The sequence below is a fragment of the Micromonospora sp. NPDC057141 genome (genome assembly GCF_042670805.1).
Classification (GTDB): domain Bacteria; phylum Actinomycetota; class Actinomycetes; order Mycobacteriales; family Micromonosporaceae; genus Micromonospora.
This window is the reverse complement of record NZ_JBHUVA010000025.1, coordinates 13,995-33,167: the sequence shown is the minus strand read 5'-3', so window position 1 is coordinate 33,167 and position 19,173 is coordinate 13,995. Positions and strand designations below refer to the sequence as shown.

Annotated in this window: 17 protein-coding genes and 2 pseudogenes; 5 read left to right on the top strand and 14 right to left on the bottom strand. The window is 73.5% G+C overall.

From position 1 onward, the window contains the following. Nucleotides 1–14: 14 nt before the first annotated feature. The 4 genes and pseudogenes from ACFT41_RS15715 to ACFT41_RS15700 all read right to left on the bottom strand — a co-directional run bounded on the left by ACFT41_RS15715 (nucleotide 15) and on the right by ACFT41_RS15700 (nucleotide 4,000). The gene (locus ACFT41_RS15715; protein ID WP_377613897.1) at nucleotides 15–1,013 is read right to left on the bottom strand and encodes an MFS transporter; all 999 of its coding nucleotides are present in this window, start codon (nucleotides 1,011–1,013) and stop codon (nucleotides 15–17) included. Nucleotides 1,014–1,182: 169 nt separating this feature from the next. Further along, on the bottom strand, nucleotides 1,183–1,851 hold the full coding sequence (locus tag ACFT41_RS15710) for an HAD family hydrolase (RefSeq protein ID WP_377584504.1): 669 nt from the start codon (nucleotides 1,849–1,851) through the stop codon (nucleotides 1,183–1,185). Nucleotides 1,852–1,994: 143 nt separating this feature from the next. Next, a complete protein-coding gene (locus ACFT41_RS15705; RefSeq protein ID WP_377584506.1) occupies nucleotides 1,995–2,750 on the bottom strand; it encodes a neutral zinc metallopeptidase in 756 nt (251 codons plus the stop codon). Between the two features lie 146 nt (nucleotides 2,751–2,896). Further along, nucleotides 2,897–4,000 (bottom strand): annotated as a pseudogene (locus ACFT41_RS15700) (calcium:proton antiporter). A gap of 166 nt (nucleotides 4,001–4,166) precedes the next feature. On the opposite strand from ACFT41_RS15700, the gene ACFT41_RS15695 reads away from it, so the two are divergent. After that, on the top strand, nucleotides 4,167–5,450 hold the full coding sequence (locus ACFT41_RS15695; protein ID WP_377584509.1) for a glycosyltransferase: 1,284 nt from the start codon (nucleotides 4,167–4,169) through the stop codon (nucleotides 5,448–5,450). A 73-nt stretch (nucleotides 5,451–5,523) separates the two neighbouring features. Here ACFT41_RS15695 and ACFT41_RS15690 read toward each other — a convergent pair whose 3' ends face one another. Further along, a complete protein-coding gene (locus tag ACFT41_RS15690) occupies nucleotides 5,524–6,366 on the bottom strand; it encodes a class I SAM-dependent methyltransferase (RefSeq protein ID WP_377584512.1) in 843 nt (280 codons plus the stop codon). Nucleotides 6,367–6,504: 138 nt separating this feature from the next. Between ACFT41_RS15690 and ACFT41_RS15685 the strand changes: the two genes are divergently transcribed. Further along, on the top strand, nucleotides 6,505–7,806 hold the full coding sequence (locus tag ACFT41_RS15685; protein WP_377584515.1) for a CobW family GTP-binding protein: 1,302 nt from the start codon (nucleotides 6,505–6,507) through the stop codon (nucleotides 7,804–7,806). Continuing rightward, a complete protein-coding gene (locus ACFT41_RS15680; RefSeq protein ID WP_377584517.1) occupies nucleotides 7,803–8,063 on the top strand; it encodes a type B 50S ribosomal protein L31 in 261 nt (86 codons plus the stop codon). The genes ACFT41_RS15685 and ACFT41_RS15680 overlap by 4 nt, the downstream gene beginning before the upstream one ends. A gap of 97 nt (nucleotides 8,064–8,160) precedes the next feature. Here the strand turns inward: ACFT41_RS15680 and ACFT41_RS15675 are convergent, their stop codons facing one another. From ACFT41_RS15675 to metH, 8 genes and pseudogenes are all read right to left on the bottom strand, one after another. Then, nucleotides 8,161–9,387: a GTP-binding protein gene (locus ACFT41_RS15675; RefSeq protein WP_377584520.1), complete on the bottom strand. Its 1,227-nt coding sequence runs from the start codon at nucleotides 9,385–9,387 to the stop codon at nucleotides 8,161–8,163. Continuing rightward, nucleotides 9,384–9,563 carry a 50S ribosomal protein L32 gene (gene rpmF / locus ACFT41_RS15670; RefSeq protein WP_377584523.1) on the bottom strand — a complete coding sequence of 60 codons (180 nt, stop codon included), beginning with the start codon at nucleotides 9,561–9,563 and terminating at the stop codon, nucleotides 9,384–9,386. The genes ACFT41_RS15675 and rpmF overlap by 4 nt, the downstream gene beginning before the upstream one ends. A gap of 189 nt (nucleotides 9,564–9,752) precedes the next feature. Continuing rightward, complete coding sequence (locus ACFT41_RS15665; protein ID WP_377584526.1) at nucleotides 9,753–9,983, bottom strand: hypothetical protein; 231 nt, start codon at nucleotides 9,981–9,983, stop codon at nucleotides 9,753–9,755. Next, nucleotides 9,980–10,243, bottom strand: a complete 264-nt coding sequence (locus tag ACFT41_RS15660; protein WP_377584528.1) for a hypothetical protein — start codon at nucleotides 10,241–10,243, stop codon at nucleotides 9,980–9,982. Before ACFT41_RS15660 ends, ACFT41_RS15665 begins: the two co-directional genes overlap by 4 nt. Further along, nucleotides 10,242–10,394, bottom strand: a pseudogene (locus ACFT41_RS15655) (helix-turn-helix domain-containing protein); the annotation flags it as partial. The gene ACFT41_RS15660 and the pseudogene ACFT41_RS15655, both read right to left, overlap by 2 nt. 46 nt (nucleotides 10,395–10,440) lie before the next feature. Further along, nucleotides 10,441–10,611, bottom strand: a complete 171-nt coding sequence (locus ACFT41_RS15650) for a hypothetical protein (RefSeq protein WP_377584531.1) — start codon at nucleotides 10,609–10,611, stop codon at nucleotides 10,441–10,443. Nucleotides 10,612–10,780: 169 nt separating this feature from the next. Beyond that, nucleotides 10,781–11,929 carry a helix-turn-helix domain-containing protein gene (locus ACFT41_RS15645; RefSeq protein WP_377584577.1) on the bottom strand — a complete coding sequence of 383 codons (1,149 nt, stop codon included), beginning with the start codon at nucleotides 11,927–11,929 and terminating at the stop codon, nucleotides 10,781–10,783. Between the two features lie 181 nt (nucleotides 11,930–12,110). Then, nucleotides 12,111–15,641, bottom strand: coding sequence for a methionine synthase (metH, locus tag ACFT41_RS15640; RefSeq protein ID WP_377584533.1), 3,531 nt, complete (start codon nucleotides 15,639–15,641; stop codon nucleotides 12,111–12,113). Nucleotides 15,642–15,853: 212 nt separating this feature from the next. Between metH and ACFT41_RS15635 the strand changes: the two genes are divergently transcribed. Both ACFT41_RS15635 and ACFT41_RS15630 read left to right on the top strand, forming a co-directional pair. After that, nucleotides 15,854–16,723: a PAC2 family protein gene (locus ACFT41_RS15635; RefSeq protein WP_043968784.1), complete on the top strand. Its 870-nt coding sequence runs from the start codon at nucleotides 15,854–15,856 to the stop codon at nucleotides 16,721–16,723. Between the two features lie 123 nt (nucleotides 16,724–16,846). Then, nucleotides 16,847–17,638 carry a GntR family transcriptional regulator gene (locus tag ACFT41_RS15630; protein ID WP_377584536.1) on the top strand — a complete coding sequence of 264 codons (792 nt, stop codon included), beginning with the start codon at nucleotides 16,847–16,849 and terminating at the stop codon, nucleotides 17,636–17,638. A gap of 143 nt (nucleotides 17,639–17,781) precedes the next feature. Here ACFT41_RS15630 and mshC read toward each other — a convergent pair whose 3' ends face one another. Then, nucleotides 17,782–19,020, bottom strand: a complete 1,239-nt coding sequence (gene mshC, locus ACFT41_RS15625) for a cysteine--1-D-myo-inosityl 2-amino-2-deoxy-alpha-D-glucopyranoside ligase (protein ID WP_377584539.1) — start codon at nucleotides 19,018–19,020, stop codon at nucleotides 17,782–17,784. Nucleotides 19,021–19,173: the final 153 nt, after the last annotated feature.

Sequence of the window (19,173 nt, the reverse complement as noted above, 5' to 3'; positions counted from 1 at the left end):
CGGGCCCGCCCGGGCTACGACGGGATCGGCTGACCGGGGGTGTCCGCGCGGGCCCCACGCCGGAGCGCCGGGACCAGTCCCACCGTGAGGGCCAGTGCCACCGTGAGGGCCAGTGCCACCGTGAGGGCCAGTGCCACCGTGAGGGCCAGTGCCACCAGCAGCGCGCTGACCCACAGCGGGGACCGGTAGCCGAGGCCCGCGCCGATCGCGGCGCCACCCAGCAGCGGGCCGACGGCCGCGCCCACGTTGAGGGCGGCGGTCACGAAGGAGCCGCCCAGCGACGGCGCGTCGGCGGCCCGGTAGAGCACCTGCGTGATCAGTGTGGCGCCGACGGCGAACGACAGCGTCCCCTGGACGAGGACGAGCAGGAACGCGACCGGGGCGATGGCGGCGGTCGCCGCGAACAGCAGCCAACCGACGAGCAGGGCCAGGCCGCCGGGCACCAGGACCCGCATCGGCCGGGTGTCCGACAGGCGACCGGCGATGGTGACGCCGGCGAAGGACCCCAGGCCGAAGACCGCCAGCAGCGCCGGCACCCACGTTCTGCCGTACCCGCTGACGTCGGTGACCAGCGGGGCCAGGTAGGTGAAGGTGCAGAAGGTCGCGCCGTTGACCAGCGCGGCCAGGGCCAGGGTCACGGCCAGCCGGGGACGGCGCAGCGCGCGCAGTTCCCGCCACGCGTCGGGCGCGGGCGCGCCCGGTGCCGTGGGCGGTACGCAGCGCAGGATCGCGAAGGCGGCAGGCACCGAGACGGCGGCCACGGCCCAGAACGCCGACCGCCAGCCCCACAGGTTTCCGAGCACGGCACCGGCGGGCACCCCCGCGACGCAGGCGAGGGTGACGCCGCCGAGCAACGCGGAGGCGGCCCGGCCCTTGGCGTGGGGCCCGGCCAGGCCGGCCGCCGTGGCGAGCCCCACGGCCAGGAACCCGGCGTTGGCCACGGCACCGACGACGCGGGTGGCCAACAGGACGCCGAAGCTGCCGGTGACCGCCCCGACGACGTGGGCGGCGATGAAGGCGTTCAGAAAGACCAGTGGCGACGCGGCGACGGGCGTGCCGCCTCAGCGTGGGCTGAGGCTCAGCGCGACATCATCAGGGGCCAGCCACCGAACAGCGGTGGCTGGCGTCTGGACGCCTCGGGGCCGGACACGCAGCGGAGCGTAATCGCCACGTGCAGCCGGGTCAATCGCCGGGCGGGGCGGCGTCGACGGGCGGGGTGCCGAGCAGCGCGGCGAGCAGCTCCAGGTCCGCGCCGGTCAGGCTTTCCATCTGGTGTACGCCGTCAGCCGGCGCGATCGGCACCTCCGCCGGCACCGCCAGCACGGCCGCGCCCGCGGCGAGGGCGCTGGCCACCCCGGTCGGGGAATCCTCGATCGCCACGCACCGGGCGATCGGCACGCCGAGCAGCCGGGCGGCCGTCAGGTACGGCTCCGGGTGCGGCTTCGCCGCGTCCACCTCGTCGCCGCAGACCACCGCGTCGAAGCTGTCCCGGCCCAGGGTGTCCAGCGCCACTTCCACCAGCGGCCGGCCGCTGGAGGTGACCAGCGCGGTCGGGATGCCCGCCGCGCGGACGGCGCGCAGCAGCGCCAGCGCGCCGGGCCGCCAGCGCAGCCCGGTGCGAAACAGCTCCAGGATCCGGGCGTCGATCCACGCCGCGCTGGCCAGCGGGTCACGGTACGGCTGGCCGAGGTCGTCGTGCAGGATCCGCATCGCGTCGGCCATGCTGGTGCCGATCAGCGCCTTGCGGCCGGCGTCGGAGAGGGTGGCACCGTAGTCGGCGGCGAGCTCGCGCAGCGCGACGTCCCACAGCTTCTCGCTGTCGACCAGGGTGCCGTCCATGTCGAAGAGCACGGCTGCCGGATGGTGGCTGCTCAGGGGGTCCTCCAGGCGTCGCGGGGTCGACCCGATCCTTGCAGCCGGCCCGTCCCGGCCGGGACGGGGGCTCGCCCGGCGGCCGGGGCACCGGCCACCCCGGACTCCGCCCACGCCCCCGGTCAGCCCAGGTTGCAGGCCGACAGGCCCGACTCGTACCCCCGGAAGAAGGAATCGGTGCGCTGCTCGGCGGTGCCGTGCGCCCCCTCGGCGAACCACGGCTGGTCGGGGTCGTCGCCGACGGCGAGCAGCCCCTCCCGGAACTCGTCGAGGTCGCCGTCCTCCAGCCGCAGCTGCCCCGCCTCGATCGAGCCGCCGATGTACGCCCCGGCCATGCAGTCGGCCTGCAATTCCTGCTGGATGGTGAAGTTGGCGCGGATGCCGAGGCGCACCTGGATGCCGTGGGCGTACTCGTGGCCGAGCAGGTAGTACAGGAACGCGTCGCCGACCTGCCGGAACGCCGCGACCGACCAGCGGATGTCGTACGCGATGAAGTCGCCCGCCGAGCAGTACACGGCGTTGTTGCGGGGCAGGGCCTGCCCGGCGCAGGAGACCTCGCCCTCCCGCTGGTAGGGCACGACCTGCCGGATCGGCTGGAACCGCCGGCCGGACGCCCGCAGCTGCGCGTCCCAGTAGATCTCGGCCTTGTCCACCGCGACGGCCATGTCCTCCTTGAACTCGGCCACGCTGGTGGTGCCGTCGGCGCGGGTCTGCTGCCGCTCCGCCTGCGGCGAGGTGGGCTGGCGGGTCGGCTGGGGCAGGGGCCGCTGTGGCTCGCCCTCGTTCACGCCGCCGACCACGCAGCCGCTGGCCAGCACCAACGCGGCCAGCAGACCGGCCAGCGGGCCACCCGGCCGACGTCCCGAGCGTGCCGTCACAGTGCCTCCCCGGCTCGTCCCACCGGTCCACTACCCCGGCTCCCCGTCGATCATGCCCGGCCGGCGATGCGGTGACCATCCCCGACACGACCGACCGCGACGCCACTGGCGGGCCGCGCGCCGGAGCCGGGGACCGGCCATGCCCGTCAGGGGCTGGCGGCGAGGAAGACGAACGCGGCCAGCAGGACCAGGTGCACGCCGCCCTGTAGCAGGGTGGCCCGGCCCGGCACCACGGTCAGCACGCCGGTGACGACGGTCAGCGCCAGCAGGGTCAGCTGGGTGCCGCCCAGCCCGAGCAGCAGCGGCCCGTCGAGCCAGATCGTGGCGATCGCGATGGCGGGGATGGTCAGGCCGATGCTGGCCATGGCCGACCCGAGGGCCAGGTTGAGGCTGATCTGCATCCGGTCGCGGCGCACGGCGCGCGCCGCCGCGAGGGTCTCCGGCAGCAGCACCAGCAGCGCGATCACCACGCCGACGAACGCCTGCGGCAGGTTCGCCGCCGACACCCCGGCCTCGATCGCCGGCGACACCATCTTCGCGAGGCCCACCACGGCGATCAGCGCCACCAGCAGCATGGCCAGGCTGGCCAGGGCGGCGCCGGGCGCCGGCGGATCGGCGTGCCCGTCGCCGTCGGCGTCGACGATGGTCCCATCGGAGGTGACCGGCAGGAAGTAGTCGCGGTGCCGGCCGGTCTGCACCAGCACGAACAGCCCGTACAGGGCGAGCGACGCCACGGCGGCGAAGACGAGCTGCGGAGGGGAGAACTCGGGGCCGGGCCGGCTGGTGGTGAAGGTCGGCACCACCAGGCTGAGGGTGGCCAGGGTCGCCACCGTGGCCAGGGCCCCGCCGGTGCCCTCGGGGTTGAACACCGCCACCCGGCGGCGCAGCGCCCCGAGCAGCAGGGACAGACCGAGGATGCCGTTGCAGGTGATCATGACGGCGGCGAAGACCGTGTCCCGGGCCAGCGACACCGTCTTGTCCCCGCCGCTGATCATCAGGGTGACGATCAGGGCCACCTCGATCACCGTGACCGCGACGGCGAGGACCAGCGAGCCGAACGGCTCCCCCACCTTGTGCGCGACACCTCCGCGTGGTGCACGGCCGCGAGCACCGCCCCGGCGAGGAACGTCGCGACCACCCCCACGGCCAGCGGGGACAGCTCCCTACCCCAGGTCAGCCAGGACCACCACGGCCAGCACGGGCACGGTGAGGGTCCAGTCGGTGACGCGGGAACGAAGGAGGACGGCCATGGTGTCAACCCTGCCAGACATCACGATCAATGCCCACAGTTCGGGATGCGGCCCCCTGGCCGCTCCGTCCCGCATTCCGGAACAGGAGATGAATGGACCTCACGACTGATGTTCGGCCCCGCCGCCGGCCGCTAGGTTGTGACGCCCCGAGTACCGGAGTCACACCATGTCATCTGGCGCCGCAACGCCACTGATCTCCGTCATCGTCCCCACCTACAACCGTTCACCCCTGCTGCGCGGCACCCTGACCGCGCTCGCCGACCAGCGGATGCCCGCCGAGCGGTACGAGGTCGTCGTCGCCGACGACGGCTCCACCGACGACACCCGGCAGACCGTCGACGCGTTCGCCGACCGGCTACGCCTGCGTTACCACTTCCAGCCCGACCTCGGCTTCCGCGCCGCCGCCGCCCGCAACGCCGGCGCCCGGCTGGCCACCGGCGACGTCCTCGCGTTCGTCGACACCGGCGTGCTGCCCGGCCCCGACTTCCTCGCCGCCCACCTCGCCGCCCACGCCCGCCCCGGGCCGCCCCGCGCCGTCCTCGGCTACACCTTCGGCTACCAGCCCGGCGATCCCACCCCCGGCCTGGAGACCGCGACCCGCGACCGCAGCCCCGAGGAGATCGTCCGCGCGTTCGGCGCCCTGCCCTCCTTCCAGGACGGCCGGCATCCCACCTTCGCCAGCACCGCCTTCGACCTGTCCCGCGTCCCCCTGGCCTGGCAGCTGTTCTGGTCGCTGAACTGTTCCGTGCCGGCCGCGGACTTCCACGCGGTCGGCGGCTTCGACGAGGACTTCCGCTCCTGGGGCGGCGAGGACATCGAACTGGGCCTGCGCCTGGACCGCCACGGCCTCGCCTTCGAGGTCAGCCGCGAGGCGTGGGCGGTGGACAGCCCCCACCCCCGGGAGGCCACCGGCGACACCGGCGACAACCCCAGCAACGTCCTGACCATCCTGCGCAAGCACCCCGAGCCGGTGCTGGAGCTGCTCTGGGCCTGGTTCGCCCGGCACCTGCCCCAGCTGGAGGACACCCGCGCCTGGCACCTGCGCCAGGAGCTGCCCGCCATCCGCCGGGCGGTCAACCGGGTCCGCGCCCTCGACGTCACCGCCGAACTGGCCCAGCTGCGCGACACCGTGCCGCCCGGCGCCCGGATCGCCGTGTTCGGCTGCGGCGGCGAACTGCCGCCCGGGTTCCCGCCCGCCCACCTGTTCGACTACGACGAGACGCTGCTCGCCCGACTGCCCGACGACCCGGCGCGCCCCGCCCGCCACGCCCTCGGCATCCGCACGGTCCTACCGGACGACGCCGTCGACGTCGTCCTGCTGACCTCCCGGATGACCCCACTGTGGCGGCGTTGGCGCGCCCACCTCCTCGCCGAGGCCCGCCGCATCGGCGGCTCGGTGCAGGGGCCGCCGGTGCAGGCGCCCGCCGCCGCGTCGAGCGCCGCCGGCTGACCGACCCGTCCCGCTGCGTGCCGCCGGCCGCCCCCGCGCCGGCCGGCGGCACCACCCGGTCGACCCCGGACCGTCAGCCCCGCTCCCGGGGCGCCCGCCAGATCCGCAGCTCCGTGTCCGGCACCCGTTCGGCGAACCATCCCTCGGACGACGGCGCAAGCAGCAGGGCCCGCAGGTCGGCGTCGAACTCCGCCAGCCGCGACCCGAACAGCTGCGGGGCCCCGTCCGACCGCGAGTGCACCCACGCCACCACGTCGTCGACCGACCGCCGCGCCACCGCCCCGGAACGCACCCGCAGCCGCGTCGGGCCGGCGAACCCCGCCTCGGCCAGGACGCCCTCCTCGCCGCCCGGCGTCCCGTCCGGCAGGAACCCCCGCCCCGCCCGCCGCACCGGCCCCAGGTAGCGACGCACCAGCTCGGCGACCGCCGCGTACGGGGGCACCGGATGCGGCAACCCCGCCGCCGACAGCGGCTCCTTGGCATCGCTGACGTGCACGAACGCCCCACCCGGCGGCAGCATCCCCCGCACCGTGGCGGCGACGGCGTCCTGCACCGTCCAGTGGAACGACTGCGCGAACACCACCACCCGGAACCGGCCCAGCCCGGCGGGCAGGTCCTCGGCCCGCGCCCGTACCCACCGGATGTTGCCCACGCCGTCGCGCGCGGCCCGCAGCCGCGCCCGCGCCAGCATCCCGGCGTCGGGATCCACCCCGACCGCCTCGGCGAACCATCCCGCCAGCGGCACGGTCACCGTCCCCGGGCCGCAGCCCACGTCCAGCAGCCGCCCCGACCCGTCCAGCCCGAGCTCGTCGGCCAACGCCGCCACGAAACCCTCCGCGTACGGCAGCCGCCCCCGCTCGTAGTGCGCGGCGGCACCCTCGAACAGGGACTCGTCCCACGCCCACCCGTCCGTCACGCCGGCACCCTACCGGGCCCTGGAGAGACCGGCAGCGCGTCGAGCCGGCCGAGGTCGCATCCGCACACCTCCGCTCGCCCCGGCGGCACCGATGTGCTTACAATGACAATCGTTTTCAACTACGTCGAGAGGAGTCCGATGTCGTCGTCACCACAGGCCCCGCCCCACACCGTGACAACCGACGCCGATACCCGCCCGTCGCTGACCGTGCTGTCCGGCTTCTGGCCGACGGCAACCTTCGCCGTCGCCCGCGCGCTGCTCGCCGCCGATCCGTCGCTGCTGCTGGTGCGCCACGACCTCGCCGGGATCCGCGACGGCGTCGTCCGCCGGGTGGTCCGCTCCGACGCCGGCATCGTCGAGGACGAACAGATCGTGCTGCGGCACGGCTGCGTCTCCTGCACCCTGCGCGAGGACGTGCTGCCCACCATCGCCCGCCTCACCCGCACCAACCCCGGCCAGGACCTGGTGCTGATCCTGCCCGAGGTGGTGGAACCCGAGGCCGTCGCCGCCGCCTGCGCCCACTGCCTCGTCGACGGCACACCATTCACCGACCTCATCCGCGTCGACTCCTACGTCACCGTCCTCGACGCCGAACACCTGCTCGACGGCCTCGCCAGCACCGACGATCTCCGCGCGCTCGGCATCCAGGCCGCCGAGGACGACCACCGCGCGCTCGCCGACGTCGTGGTCCGCCAGATCGAGTACGCCGACACGCTGGTGCTCTGGGGACAGTCGAGGGAAGGCGCCTTCGACACCAGCAGGATGTCGATCCTGCTGCAGCGGATGGCACCATGGGCAACCCACATTCGCGTCGACGGCGACCTCGTCGACGCCCACGCGCTGACCCACCAACTGCGCCACACCCATCGGCACCGGCCGGGAACCCCGGGGGTGCTCGCCCGCGGCCTACAGGGCTACCCCCTCGGCGCACACGAGCCAGACCCCGACTGCGGAGTGGTCTCCGCCGTCTTCCGCGCCCGCCGCCCGTTCCACCCGCAGCGCCTGCACGACGTCCTGGAGGAGGTCAACGCCGAGCTGATCCGCTCCCGGGGGCACCTCTGGCTGGCCAGCCAACCCGACACCGTGGTGGCCTGGGAGTTCGCCGGCGGCGGCCTGGCCATGGGCTCGCTCGGGCACTGGCTGGTCAGCCTGCCCGAGGACCGCTGGGAGCACGTCGAGGATCAGCGACGCCTCGCCGCCGCCCTGGACTGGGACCCCTACTACGGCGACCGGCACCAGCACCTCGTCTTCATCGGCATCGACATCGACCCCGTCGACCTGCACCGCACCCTCGCCGGCTGCCTGCTCACCGACGCCGAACTCGCCGACGGCGAGGAGACCTGGCGCACCTACCACGACCCGTTCGCCGGCTGCTTCCCCCTCGGGGCGGAGGAGCTGACCGACACCGACACCGACACCGAAGGAGCACAACCCGCATGAAGCCTGGCATCCACCCCGACTACCGCCCCGTCGTCTACCGCGACAAGGGCGCCGACTTCGCCTTCCTCACCCGATCCACCGCCACCAGCGACCAGACCATCGAATGGACCGACGGCAACACCTACCCCGTCATCGACGTCCAGATCTCCTCGGCCAGCCACCCGTTCTGGACCGGCAAGCAACGCCTGCTCGACACCGCCGGCCGGGTCGAGAAGTTCCGCCAGAAGTACGCCCGCCGCGGACCCCAGGGCGGATGAGCACCGGGCCGCCCGCCCTCCGGGTGGCGGCGCGAATGGGCTCACCAGTCGCGCCGCCGCCGGGCGACATCCTCGGGTGCCAGGGCGGCGGCCCCTGTCAGGCCGGGACCGGGTCCGCGTGGTCATGCAGGTCGCCGAGGTCCCAGCCGGGGAACGGGTCGGGCAACGCCCGCCACGCGTCCTCTCCGGCGGCGATCTCGGCATCGGTGAGCAGGCAGTCCGCCAGGGCCACCCGCAGGCCGTCGCCATCGAGGTGCACGCCGATGAGGACGAGTTCCTGCTGCCGGTCGCCGAAGACCGGATGCCAGCGGGACTCCAACTCGGCCCGCTCGTCGGGGTCCTCCGGCCACTCCCCCGACGCCACCACCGGGACGCCGACCGGGTCGCACCGCCCCGTCGGGCCGGCCTGCGACCACAGCGCCTGGACGTCGGGGCGGCTGGCCAGCCACAGGAAGCCCTTCGACCGGACGACCCCGTAACCGTCCACGCCGCCGGCGAGCAGGTCCCACAGCCGCTGCGGGTGGAACGGCCGGTGGTCACGGAACACGATGCTGGAGATGCCGTACTCCTCCGTCTCCGGCACGTGCACGCCGTTGAGCTCGGCGACCCAGCCGGGCGCGGTCTCCGCCCGCTCCAGGTCGAACCGGCCGGTGTCGAGGATCTCCGCCGGCGAGACCCGACCGTGCACGGCGCGGACCTGCCGGGCCGCCGGGTTCAGCCGGGTCAGCAGCGCCTCGACCACCGCCAGGTCCGCCGCGCCGATCAGGTCGGTCTTGTTGACCACCAGCACGTCGGCGAACTCGATCTGGTCGACCAGCAGGTCGGCGATGCCGCGGTCGTCGCCCTCGTACGCGGCCAGCCCACGCGCCTCCAGGCTCTCGCCCGCCTCGATCATGGCCAGCAGGCCGGCCGCGTCGACCACCGTGACGGTGGTGTCCAGACGGGCCAGGTCGTCGAGGATCTGCCCGCCCTCCACCCCGAAGGCGAACGTCGCGGCGACCGGCATCGGCTCGGAGATGCCGCTGGACTCGATCAGCAGGTAGTCGAAGCGGCCCTGCCGGGCCAGCCGGGCCACCTCGTCGAGCAGGTCGTCGCGCAGCGTGCAGCAGATGCAGCCGTTGGTCAGCTCGACCAACCGCTCCTCCGTCCGCGACAGCGCCCCACCGTCACGGACCAGCGCGGCGTCGACGTTCACCTCGCTCATGTCGTTGACGATCACCGCCACCCGCAGCCCGTCCCGGTTGGCCAGCACATGATTGAGCAGGCTCGTCTTGCCGGCACCGAGGAACCCGGACAGCACCGTCACCGGAAGCCGCCCGGTCACGGCTGCTCCACCACCTGACGCCCCTTGTACAGCCCGCAGTGCGCGCAGGCCCGGTGCGGCACCACCAGCTCCCTGCGCGGGCACGGGCAGGGGGTCAGTTGCGGCACGGCCGCCTTCCACTGGGCCCGCCGGTGCCGGGTGTTCGACCGCGACATCTTCCGCTTCGGTACGGCCACGAGTTCTCCTTCGTCGAGGGGTCGACGCCAGCTTAACGGAACTGGTTTTCGTTCCGTATAACCCCTCGGCTGTCGGCCGCCACCGCCGTCGCCCGGATGGCCACGTCAAGCCCTCCGGGCCGTAACAGGCCACTTCGGCGCGGCTGCCGGCGAGCCGGCCGCCTCGGGCGCCGTCCCAGGTCGTCCGGCCTACTGTGGGTCGTCCCGGTCGGATTCGGTGGGCCGGGCCGCCGCACTCCACAGCTGCACCCCCGTGGCGGCGCGGAGCACGTCGAGGGCGGCGGCGGCCACAGCACAGTCGGGTGTTCGGCAGGTCGGGCAGCGGCCGTCGGACCCGGGCCGGTGGTCGCGGAGGACCCAGCGGGCGGTGAGGACGAGCCGGTTGCGGATCTGCGCCAGGGACAGGAACGGCGCGGTCATCGGGTCACGCCGATCGCCGTGGCCAGGTGCGCCACGCCGGCCGGTGCCGGGCCACCCCGGGCCACCTCGGCGATCACCGTACGCGCCAACGGCCGCACCCGGACCTCGGCCGGCGCGATCCGGTCCGCCTCGACCAGGGCGCGGCCCGCCCCCAGCAGGTCACCGACCTGGAGGTACGCCCGCGCGACGTCGACCAGGTGCGCGGCCCGGTGCTCGACGGGCAGCCGCCTCGGGCTCGATGGTCGTCGGGGACCGCACATCACCGCCCAGGAGCACCGCCGCGTCCACCTGCAGCACCTCGGCAACGTCCTGGATGACGGAGAACCTGTCCAGGGCACGAGCGCCACGTTCGACCTTGTCCACCCAACTCTTGGACTTACCCAGCCGGTCGGCGAGCATCTGCTGCGTCATCCGCCGCCGCCCCCGCCACTGAGCCACCCGCCGACCTATTGGCGGCTCACCGCTGCCCACGAAGCCACCGCCGGTCCGGCACCGCCCGGGTCGTCTCCTCGACCGGTATCCGTTCGGCCTCGGCCTGCGCGAGGATCCGCCGCCTCGCCGCCTCCCGTTCCTCCGCTTCCGCCTGCTCGCCCCGGCTCGGCCCTGGATCGCGCTGCGTGCCGCCCATCTGCAACCCCTTCGGGAAGGGGCGCGGCGGTGGGCTCCGGGAAGGGCCGCCACCGCCGCGCCGACTCAGGGGCACAGCGGCGATCAGATGAAGGCAACCGCGCCCGTGATCAGGACGCTACGGACAGCACACGCGACCACTGGAACGCCTACGCACCACTATCGGACGACTACTGTGCGGTCATGCTCATCCGCTCGCACAGGCCCCGCAGCTCCGGCGAGGCGGCACCCCTGCGCAGCAACGACCGCGCAGTCTCCCGCGCCGACGTCGACGAACGCGCGTGCTGCGAGCCGACCCGTTCCGCCGCCAGCAGCATCCGCACCGCGTCCCGGTCCCGCCCGACCGCCTCGGCGGCCCGGCTCATGTCCAGCCAGAAGTAGACCTGCCGCACCGCCGGCAGGCCGCTCGCGTCGACACCAGCGGCCGTCCGCATCGCCGCCTCCGGGCGGCCCGTGTCGAGCTGAAACGCCATCCGCCACAGCGCCACGTTCCGTGGACCCCAGGCAAGATCCCAGCTCTCGGTCTCCCCCGTGTGCGCGGCGATCCGCGCCGCCTCGGCAAGATGCTCTTCCGCGCTCGCCCGGTCACGCAGACCGGCAAGGTGATGCGCCCGCGCGAGATGCAGGAACCCGAGCACGTCCAGGGCCCCGTCCGCCCCGCTGCCCGCGAGGTCGGCACCCGCCGCGTCACACCACGCCCGCGCGGGCCCGTACGCCCCCGAGTAGGCCGACACCCGGGCACGGTTGGCCGCCGCCACCCCCGCCGCCACCGGATCGTCCAGCAACCCCGCCGCCTCCGCACAGCGCTCCGCCGCGAGCCAGGCGTGAGCCGGATAGCCGACATTGAGCAGAGAACCCATCGCCACGCCGTAGACCGGCACCATCTCCGCCAACGCCGCCCGCCGATCGGTCAGACCATGCATCGCCGGCACCAGATCGACAAGCCTGCGCAATGCACCGGCATAGTCACACCGCCCGTACAGGGCACGCACGAGCCCCGCCTCCCGACGCACCTGCTCGCTGGTGGCCGGCACCTCCCGCCCGCCGACCATCGGCGTGTCCATCATGATCCGCCACACCCGTTCGGCATCGATTCGCGCCGCATCGAGCTGCCGATCGGCCGGCGTGTACGCCTGCCCGGTCAGATCGGCCACCGAGCACTCCAGAGCCGCCGCCAGGTCCACCACCATGTACCGGTCGGTACGCTGCTGACCGCGCTCGATCCGCGACCACGAGGTGTGGGAGATGCCAGCGCGGCTGGCCGCATACCGGATGCTCCAACCCCGCAACTCACGGCGGACCCGGATTCGATCACCGATCGACGGATCGGCAGGTATAGGGCGACGAGGCATCAGCGACGCTCCCGGATAGAGGGCTGACCGGCGTCCTCGCTGGCCTCTCACCGACCAGCAGACACATCGGACGGTACACCCGACCTCAACCCCGCGTAGCTGCACGCCGAGCGTTCTGCGCAGCACCTCGCCCTGATCCTCGAAGCGGTCACCTGGCGTTGAAGTAGTTCGCCTCCGGGTGGTGCACCACGATCGCGTCCGTCGCCTGCTCCGGCACGAGCTGGAACTCCTCCGACAGCCGCACCCCGATCCGGTCCGCGCCCAGCAGGTCCACGATCTTCGCCCGGTCCTCCAGGTCGGGGCAGGCCGGGTAGCCGAACGCGTACCGGCAGCCCCGGTAGTCGGTGCGCAGCAGACCCGCCAGGTCCGCCGGGTCGTCGTCGGCCACCGTACGGCCACCCGGCAGCGTCAGCTCCGAGCGGATCCGCCGGTGCCAGTACTCGGCGAGGGCCTCGGTGAGCTGCACCGACAGGCCGTGCACCTCCAGGTAGTCCCGGTAGGCGTTGCCGGCGAACATCTTCGCCGCGTACTCGCTGATCGCCTGCCCGACGGTCACCAGCTGCAACGCCACCACGTCCAACCCGTCACCGTCGAGCCCGTCGCCGCGCGGCCGGAAGAAGTCGGCCAGGCACAGCCGCCGTTCCTGCCGCTGCCTCGGGAACGTGAACCGGGCCCGCTCGGTGCGCCCGTCCTCGTCGAGCACCACCAGGTCGTTGCCCTCCGAGTACGCCGGGAAGTACCCGTACACGACCGCCGCCTCGAGGACCTTGTCGGCGGTCAGCCGGTCCAGCCAGTAGCGCAGCCGGGGCCGCCCCTCGGTCTCCACCAGTTCCTCGTACGACGGGCCCTTGCCGCCCCGCGCGCCCCGCAGCCCCCACTGCCCCAGGAACGTCGCCCGCTCGTCGAGCAGCGCCGCGTACTCCGCCAGCGGCAGGCCCTTCACCACCCGGGTACCGAGGAACGGCGGCGTCGGCACCGCCACGTCGACCGCCACGTCGGAGCGCACCGACGCGTCGTCCAGCCCCGGAAGCGCCTCGCCGACCATCGCCCGCTGCCGCTCCCGGCGCTGCCGCCGCGCCGCCAGGGCCGCCTCCCGTTCCGGGTCCACGACCGGCGCGCCGCCCCGCTTGGCCGTCATCACCCGGTCCATCAGCGACAGCCCCTCGAACGCGTCCCGGGCGTAGTGAACCTGCCCCGGGAACGCCGCCCGCAGGTCGTCCTCCACGTACGCCCGGGTCAGCGCCGCCCCGCCGAGCAGCACCGGCCAGCGCTGCGCCACCCCGCGCTCGGCCATCTCGGCCAGGTTCTCCTTCATGATCACCGTGCTCTTGACCAGCAGCCCCGACATGCCGATCGCGTCGGCCCGGTGCTGCTCGGCGGCGTCGAGGATCGCCGAGATCGGCTGCTTGATGCCGATGTTGACGACCTCGTAGCCGTTGTTGGACAGGATGATGTCCACCAGGTTCTTGCCGATGTCGTGCACGTCGCCCTTGACCGTGGCCAGCACGATCCGGCCCTTGCCGCCGTCGTCGGCCTTCTCCATCTGCGGCTCCAGGTGGGCCACCGCCGTCTTCATCACCTCGGCCGACTGGAGCACGAACGGCAGCTGCATCTGGCCCGAGCCGAACAGCTCCCCGACCACCCTCATGCCGTCCAGCAGCAGGTCGTTGATGATCGACAGCGGCGGGCGGCCCCCGGCCATCGCCGCGTCGAGGTCGGCCTCCAGGCCGGTGCGCTCGCCGTCGACGATGCGCCGCCGCAGCCGCTCGTCCAGCGGCAGCGCCGCCAACTCCTCCGCCCGGGTGGCACGGGCCGAGGACGCGTCCACCCCCTCGAAGACCTCGATGAACCGCTGCACCGGGTCGTAGCCCGCGCGGCGCCGGTCGTACACCAGGTCCAGAGCGACCTCCCGCTGCTCGGCCGGGATCTTCGACATCGGCAGGATCTTGCTGGCGTGCACGATCGCCGACGTCAGCCCCGCCTGCACGCACTCGTGCAGGAACACCGAGTTGAGCACCTGCCGGGCCGCCGGGTTCAGCCCGAACGACACGTTCGACACGCCGAGGGTGAAGTTCACCCCCGGCCAGCGCCGGGCGATCTCCCGGATCGCCTCGATCGTGGCGATGCCGTCGCGCCGGGTCTCCTCCTGCCCGGTGGCGATCGGGAAGGTCAGCGCGTCGATCAGGATGTCCGCCCGGCGCAGCCCCCACCGGCCGGTCAGGTCCTCGATCAGCCGCTGCGCGACCCGGACCTTCCACTCCGCCGTACGGGCCTGCCCCTCCTCGTCGATGAGCAGCGCCACCACCGCCGCCCCGTGCTCGGCGACGACCGGCATCACCCGGGCGTAGCGGGAACCCGGACCGTCGCCGTCCTCGAAGTTGACCGAGTTGACCACGCACCGCCCGCCGAGCATCTCCAGCCCCGCCTCGATGACCTGCGGCTCGGTCGAGTCCAGCATGATCGGCAACGTGGACGCGGTGGCGAACCGACCGGCCAGCTCCCGCATGTCCCGGGTGCCGTCGCGGCCCACGTAGTCCACGCACACGTCCAGCAGGTGCGACCCGTCCCGGGCCTGGCTGCGGGCGATCTCCACGCACGCCTGCCAGTCACCGGCCAGCATCGCCTCCCGGAACGCCTTCGACCCGTTGGCGTTGGTCCGCTCCCCCACCATCAGCACGCTGGCGTCCTGGGCGAACGGCACGTGCTGGTAGATCGAGGAGACCCCGGCCTCGGCGCGCGGCTCGCGGGCACCCGGCCGCGCCCCGCGCAGCCGCTCGGCGACCACCCGGATGTGCTCCGGGGTCGTCCCGCAGCAGCCGCCGACCAGCGACACCCCGTACTCGGCGACGAACCGCTCCAGCGCGTCGGCCAGCTCCACCGGGGTCAGCGGATAGACCGCGCCGTCGGCGGTGAGCTGCGGCAGGCCGGCGTTCGGCAGCACCGACAGCGGCACCCGGGCGTGCTGGGACAGGTAGCGCAGGTGCTCGCTCATCTCCGCCGGGCCCGTCGCGCAGTTCAGCCCGATCAGGTCGATGCCCAGCGGCTCCAGCGCGGTCAGCGCCGCGCCGATCTCGCTGCCCAGCAGCATCGTGCCGGTGGTCTCCACGGTGACGTGGCAGATCAGCGGCACGCGCTGCCCGGCCCCGGCCATCCCGCGGCGGGACCCGACCACCGCCGCCTTCGCCTGGAGCAGGTCCTGACAGGTCTCGATGATCAACGCGTCCGCGCCGCCGGCGAGCAGACCCGCCGCGTTCTCCTGGTACGCGTCGCGCAGCGTCGCGTACGCGGCGTGCCCGAGGGTGGGCAGCTTCGTGCCCGGACCGATGGAGCCGAGCACGAACCGGGGCCGCTCGGCGGTGCTCCACGCATCGGCGGCCTCCCGGGCGATCCGCGCGCCGGCCTCGGACAGCTCCCCGATCCGGTGCGGGATGTCGTACTCACCCAGGTTGGCGAGGTTCGCGCCGAAGGTGTTCGTCTCGACGCAGTCGGCGCCCGCAGCGAGGTAGGCGTCGTGCACCCCACGGATCACGTCCGGGCGGGTGACGTTGAGAATCTCGTTGCAACCCTCGTGCCCCTCGAAGTCGTCCAGGGTCAGCTCGGTCGCCTGGAGCATCGTCCCCATCGCGCCGTCGGCGACGAGGACCCGCTCCGCCAGCACGTCCAGCAGCGAAGTCCGCACGTGACTCAGGGTAGTGCGACGGTTCGCCGGCCGGGGCGTGCCGCCGCCCACCGGGGGCCCGTGGGCCGGACCGGCGCGGCCGACGGGCCGCATCCGGCCCCGACACGTAGGCTGACGGACGTGAAGGACATCAGGGACGTCACCGGGCCCGGCGGACGGACGACCGGGCCGCAGCCCGGGGCCGCCCGCCGACGACAGGGCGAGGTGACGGCATGACCGAGTTCGACGGACTGCCGGTGCTGCGGTCCCCCGTGGCCATCGCCGCTTTCGAGGGCTGGAACGACGCCGCGGACGCCTCGACCGCGGCGGTCGAACATCTGGAGCAGGTCTGGCAGGCGCGGCAGGTCACCGAGCTGGACCCGGAGGACTTCTACGACTTCCAGGTCAGCCGGCCGACGATCACGATGGCCGACGGCGAGACCCGCCGCGTCGAGTGGCCCACCACCCGGTTCATGGTGGCCAGCCCGGAAGGCACTGAGCGGGACGTGGTGCTGATCCGGGGCATCGAGCCGAGCATGCGCTGGCGCACGTTCTGCGAGCAGGTGCTGGAGATCTGCCACAGCCTGGAGGTCGAGCGGGTGGTGCTGCTCGGCGCGCTGCTGGCCGACGTTCCCTACACCCGGCCGCTGCCGATCAGCGGCAGCGCCTCCGACGCGGAGGCCGCGCGGCGCTACCAGCTCACCCCCACCCGCTACGACGGCCCCACCGGCATCGTCGGGGTGCTGCACGACGCCTGCACCCGCGCCGAGGTCGACGCGGTCTCGTTCTGGGTGCACGTGCCGCACTACGCCAACAACCCGCCCTGCCCCAAGGCCACCCTCGCGCTGCTGCACCGGGTCGAGGAGGTGCTCGACCTGCCGGTGCCGATGGCCGACCTGGCGGAGGAGGCCGCGGAGTGGGAGCAGCGGGTGCGCGGCGCCGCCGAGCAGGACGCCGAGCTCGGCGAGTACGTGCGTGAGCTGGAGGAACGCGTCGGCGACGCGGGCATCACCCCGCTGACCGGGGATGAGATCGCCCAGGAGTTCGAGAAGTACCTGCGCCGTCGCGGCGGCTCGGCCGGCCCGACGGCCGGTTCCTGGTAGCTGCGCCGGTTCGTCGCGAAAGCCCCCGGACCGATGGTTCCGGGGGCTTTCGCGTGTCAGGGGTAGCGCGGTCACGCCGCCTAAGGCATCCTAGGAACCTAGCTGTGATCTCCAGGAGGAGCCATGCAGATCAACCCGGGTGCGGCCGAGTTCCCGCACCGGCAGATCGCCGCGCAGCTCAAGGCCCAGGTGCGCCGCGGCGACTGGGGGCCGGGCGAGCGGCTGCCGTCCATCCCGGCCATCGCCGAGATGTTCGGCGTCGCCAAGCAGACCGTGCAACGCGCCGTCGACCAGCTGCGGGTCGAGGGCATCCTGATCACCAAACCCGGCTCCGGTACGTACGTCAGAGGCACCCGGCGCCGACTCAACCGCCTCTCCCGGGGCCGGTACGGCGGCTTCCGCGGCTACCACACCGACCTGGCCGCCCGCTACCGTCAACAGCTGGTCTCGGTCGGCCGCGCCCCCGCCCCGCCCGAGGTGGCCGACGCGTTCGGCGTCACCGACGGCACCGAGCTGCTCTGCCGCCGTCACCTCGTACGCACCGAGGACTCCCCCGTCGAGGTGGGCGCCTCCTGGTTCCTCCCGGCCGACACCGCCGGCACCTCCCTGGAGCGGGGCGAGGCGTTCGGCCGGCCCCTCTACCAGGAGGCGGAGGAGGCCACCGGCCGGCGCTACGTCACCGCCACCGACACCATCACCGCCCGCCAGCCCAGCCGGGAGGAGGCCGAAACCCTCCAGATCCGCCCCGACACCCCCGTGCTGCACCTGCTGCACGTCGCCTACGACGCCCGGCGCAAGCCCATCGAGGTCGCCCAGGCCACCTGGCCCGGCCCGATGACCACGCTCACCGAGGAGTACCGGATCCCGGCCCCCGCCCCGGATCCCGACCCGGACCCGGGCCTGGTGCTGGGCTGACCCCCGCCCCACCGCCTGCCCGCGCACCCCTGGCCCGGTTGATCAAGAGGTTTGCGTCATCGTCGAGATCAACTCTGACGCTTTCCTCTTGATCACCGGGACGAGGGGGGAGGGGCGAGGGGGTGGGTGGGGTGGGTGGGTGGTTAGAGGCGGATGCCGAGCAGGGCGTCCAGGGTGGTGGCGAAGAGGGCGGGGGCGGCGGGGTCCGTGCCCGTGCCGGCGAGGGCCGCCTCGGCCCAACCGTCGGCGAGCGCGAGCGCACCCGGGGTGTCCAGGTCGTCGCCGAGGCGCTCGCGTACCCCCGCCAGGAAGGCCTCGCCGGACGGCCCGGACGGCGCGGCGGCGGCCCGGCGCCAGCGGGCCAGGCGCTCCTGCGCGGCGGCGAGCAGGCCATCGGTCCAGGTGCGGTCGGCGCGGTAGTGGCCGGCCAGCAGCCCGAGCCGGACCGCCATCGGATCCACCCGGTCGGCCCGCAGCCTGGAGACGAAGACCAGGTTGCCCTTGGACTTCGACATCTTCTCGCCGTTCAGGCCGATCATGCCCGCGTGCACGTAGTGGGTCGCGAACGGCGACCGGCCGGTGAGCCGCTCGGCGTGCGCCGCGGAACACTCGTGGTGCGGGAAGAGCAGGTCGTTGCCGCCGCCCTGCACGTCGATCGACTCACCGAGCAGGTTCAGCGCGATCACCGCGCACTCGATGTGCCAGCCGGGGCGGCCCGGGCCGAGGTCGCCGCCGGGCCAGGACGGCTCGCCCTCGCGGGCGCCGCGCCACAGCAGCGGGTCCAGGGGATCGCGCTTGCCGGCCCGCTCCGGGTCGCCCCCACGCTCGGGGAAGATCTCCAGCATCTCGGCCCGGGACAGATTGGACTCGTAGCCGAACTCGAGCGCGGCGGCGATGTCGAAGTAGACGTCGCCGGTGCCGTCGTCGAGCCGGTAGGCCGCCCCGTCCTTGAGCAGCACGATGACCTTGTCGGCGATGTCGGGGATCGACTCGACCGCGCCGACGTAGTGCGCCGGCGGGATCATCCGCAGCGCCTCCATGTCCTCACGGAACAGCGCGGTCTCCCGCATCGCCAGGACCTTCCAGTCCTCGCCGTCGCGCTCGGCCCGCTCCAGCAACGGATCGTCGATGTCGGTGACGTTCTGCACGTAGCGCACCGTCAGGCCGGCGTCCCGCCACATCCGCTGCACCAGGTCAAAGGTGATCATGGTGGCGGCGTGGCCGAGGTGCGTGGCGTCGTACGGGGTGATGCCGCAGACGTACATGGTGGCCACGTCGCCGGGTCGACTGGGATGGGCACCGCGTCGGGCCGAGTCGAACAATGTCAGCGGGCCACCCCTGCCGGGCAGCCGTGGCACCTCATGTCCCGTCCAAGACTCCATGACCGTCAGCCTAACCAGCCGCCCCACGCGCCGGGCCCACCCCACGGGTGACCAACGCGACAACCGCTCACGCCCCTGGTGAGCGGCCCGGGGTCGCCCGATCGGCGGCCCTGGGGGCGTCCGACGGGCCGCCCGGTCGGGCCCGATCGGCGG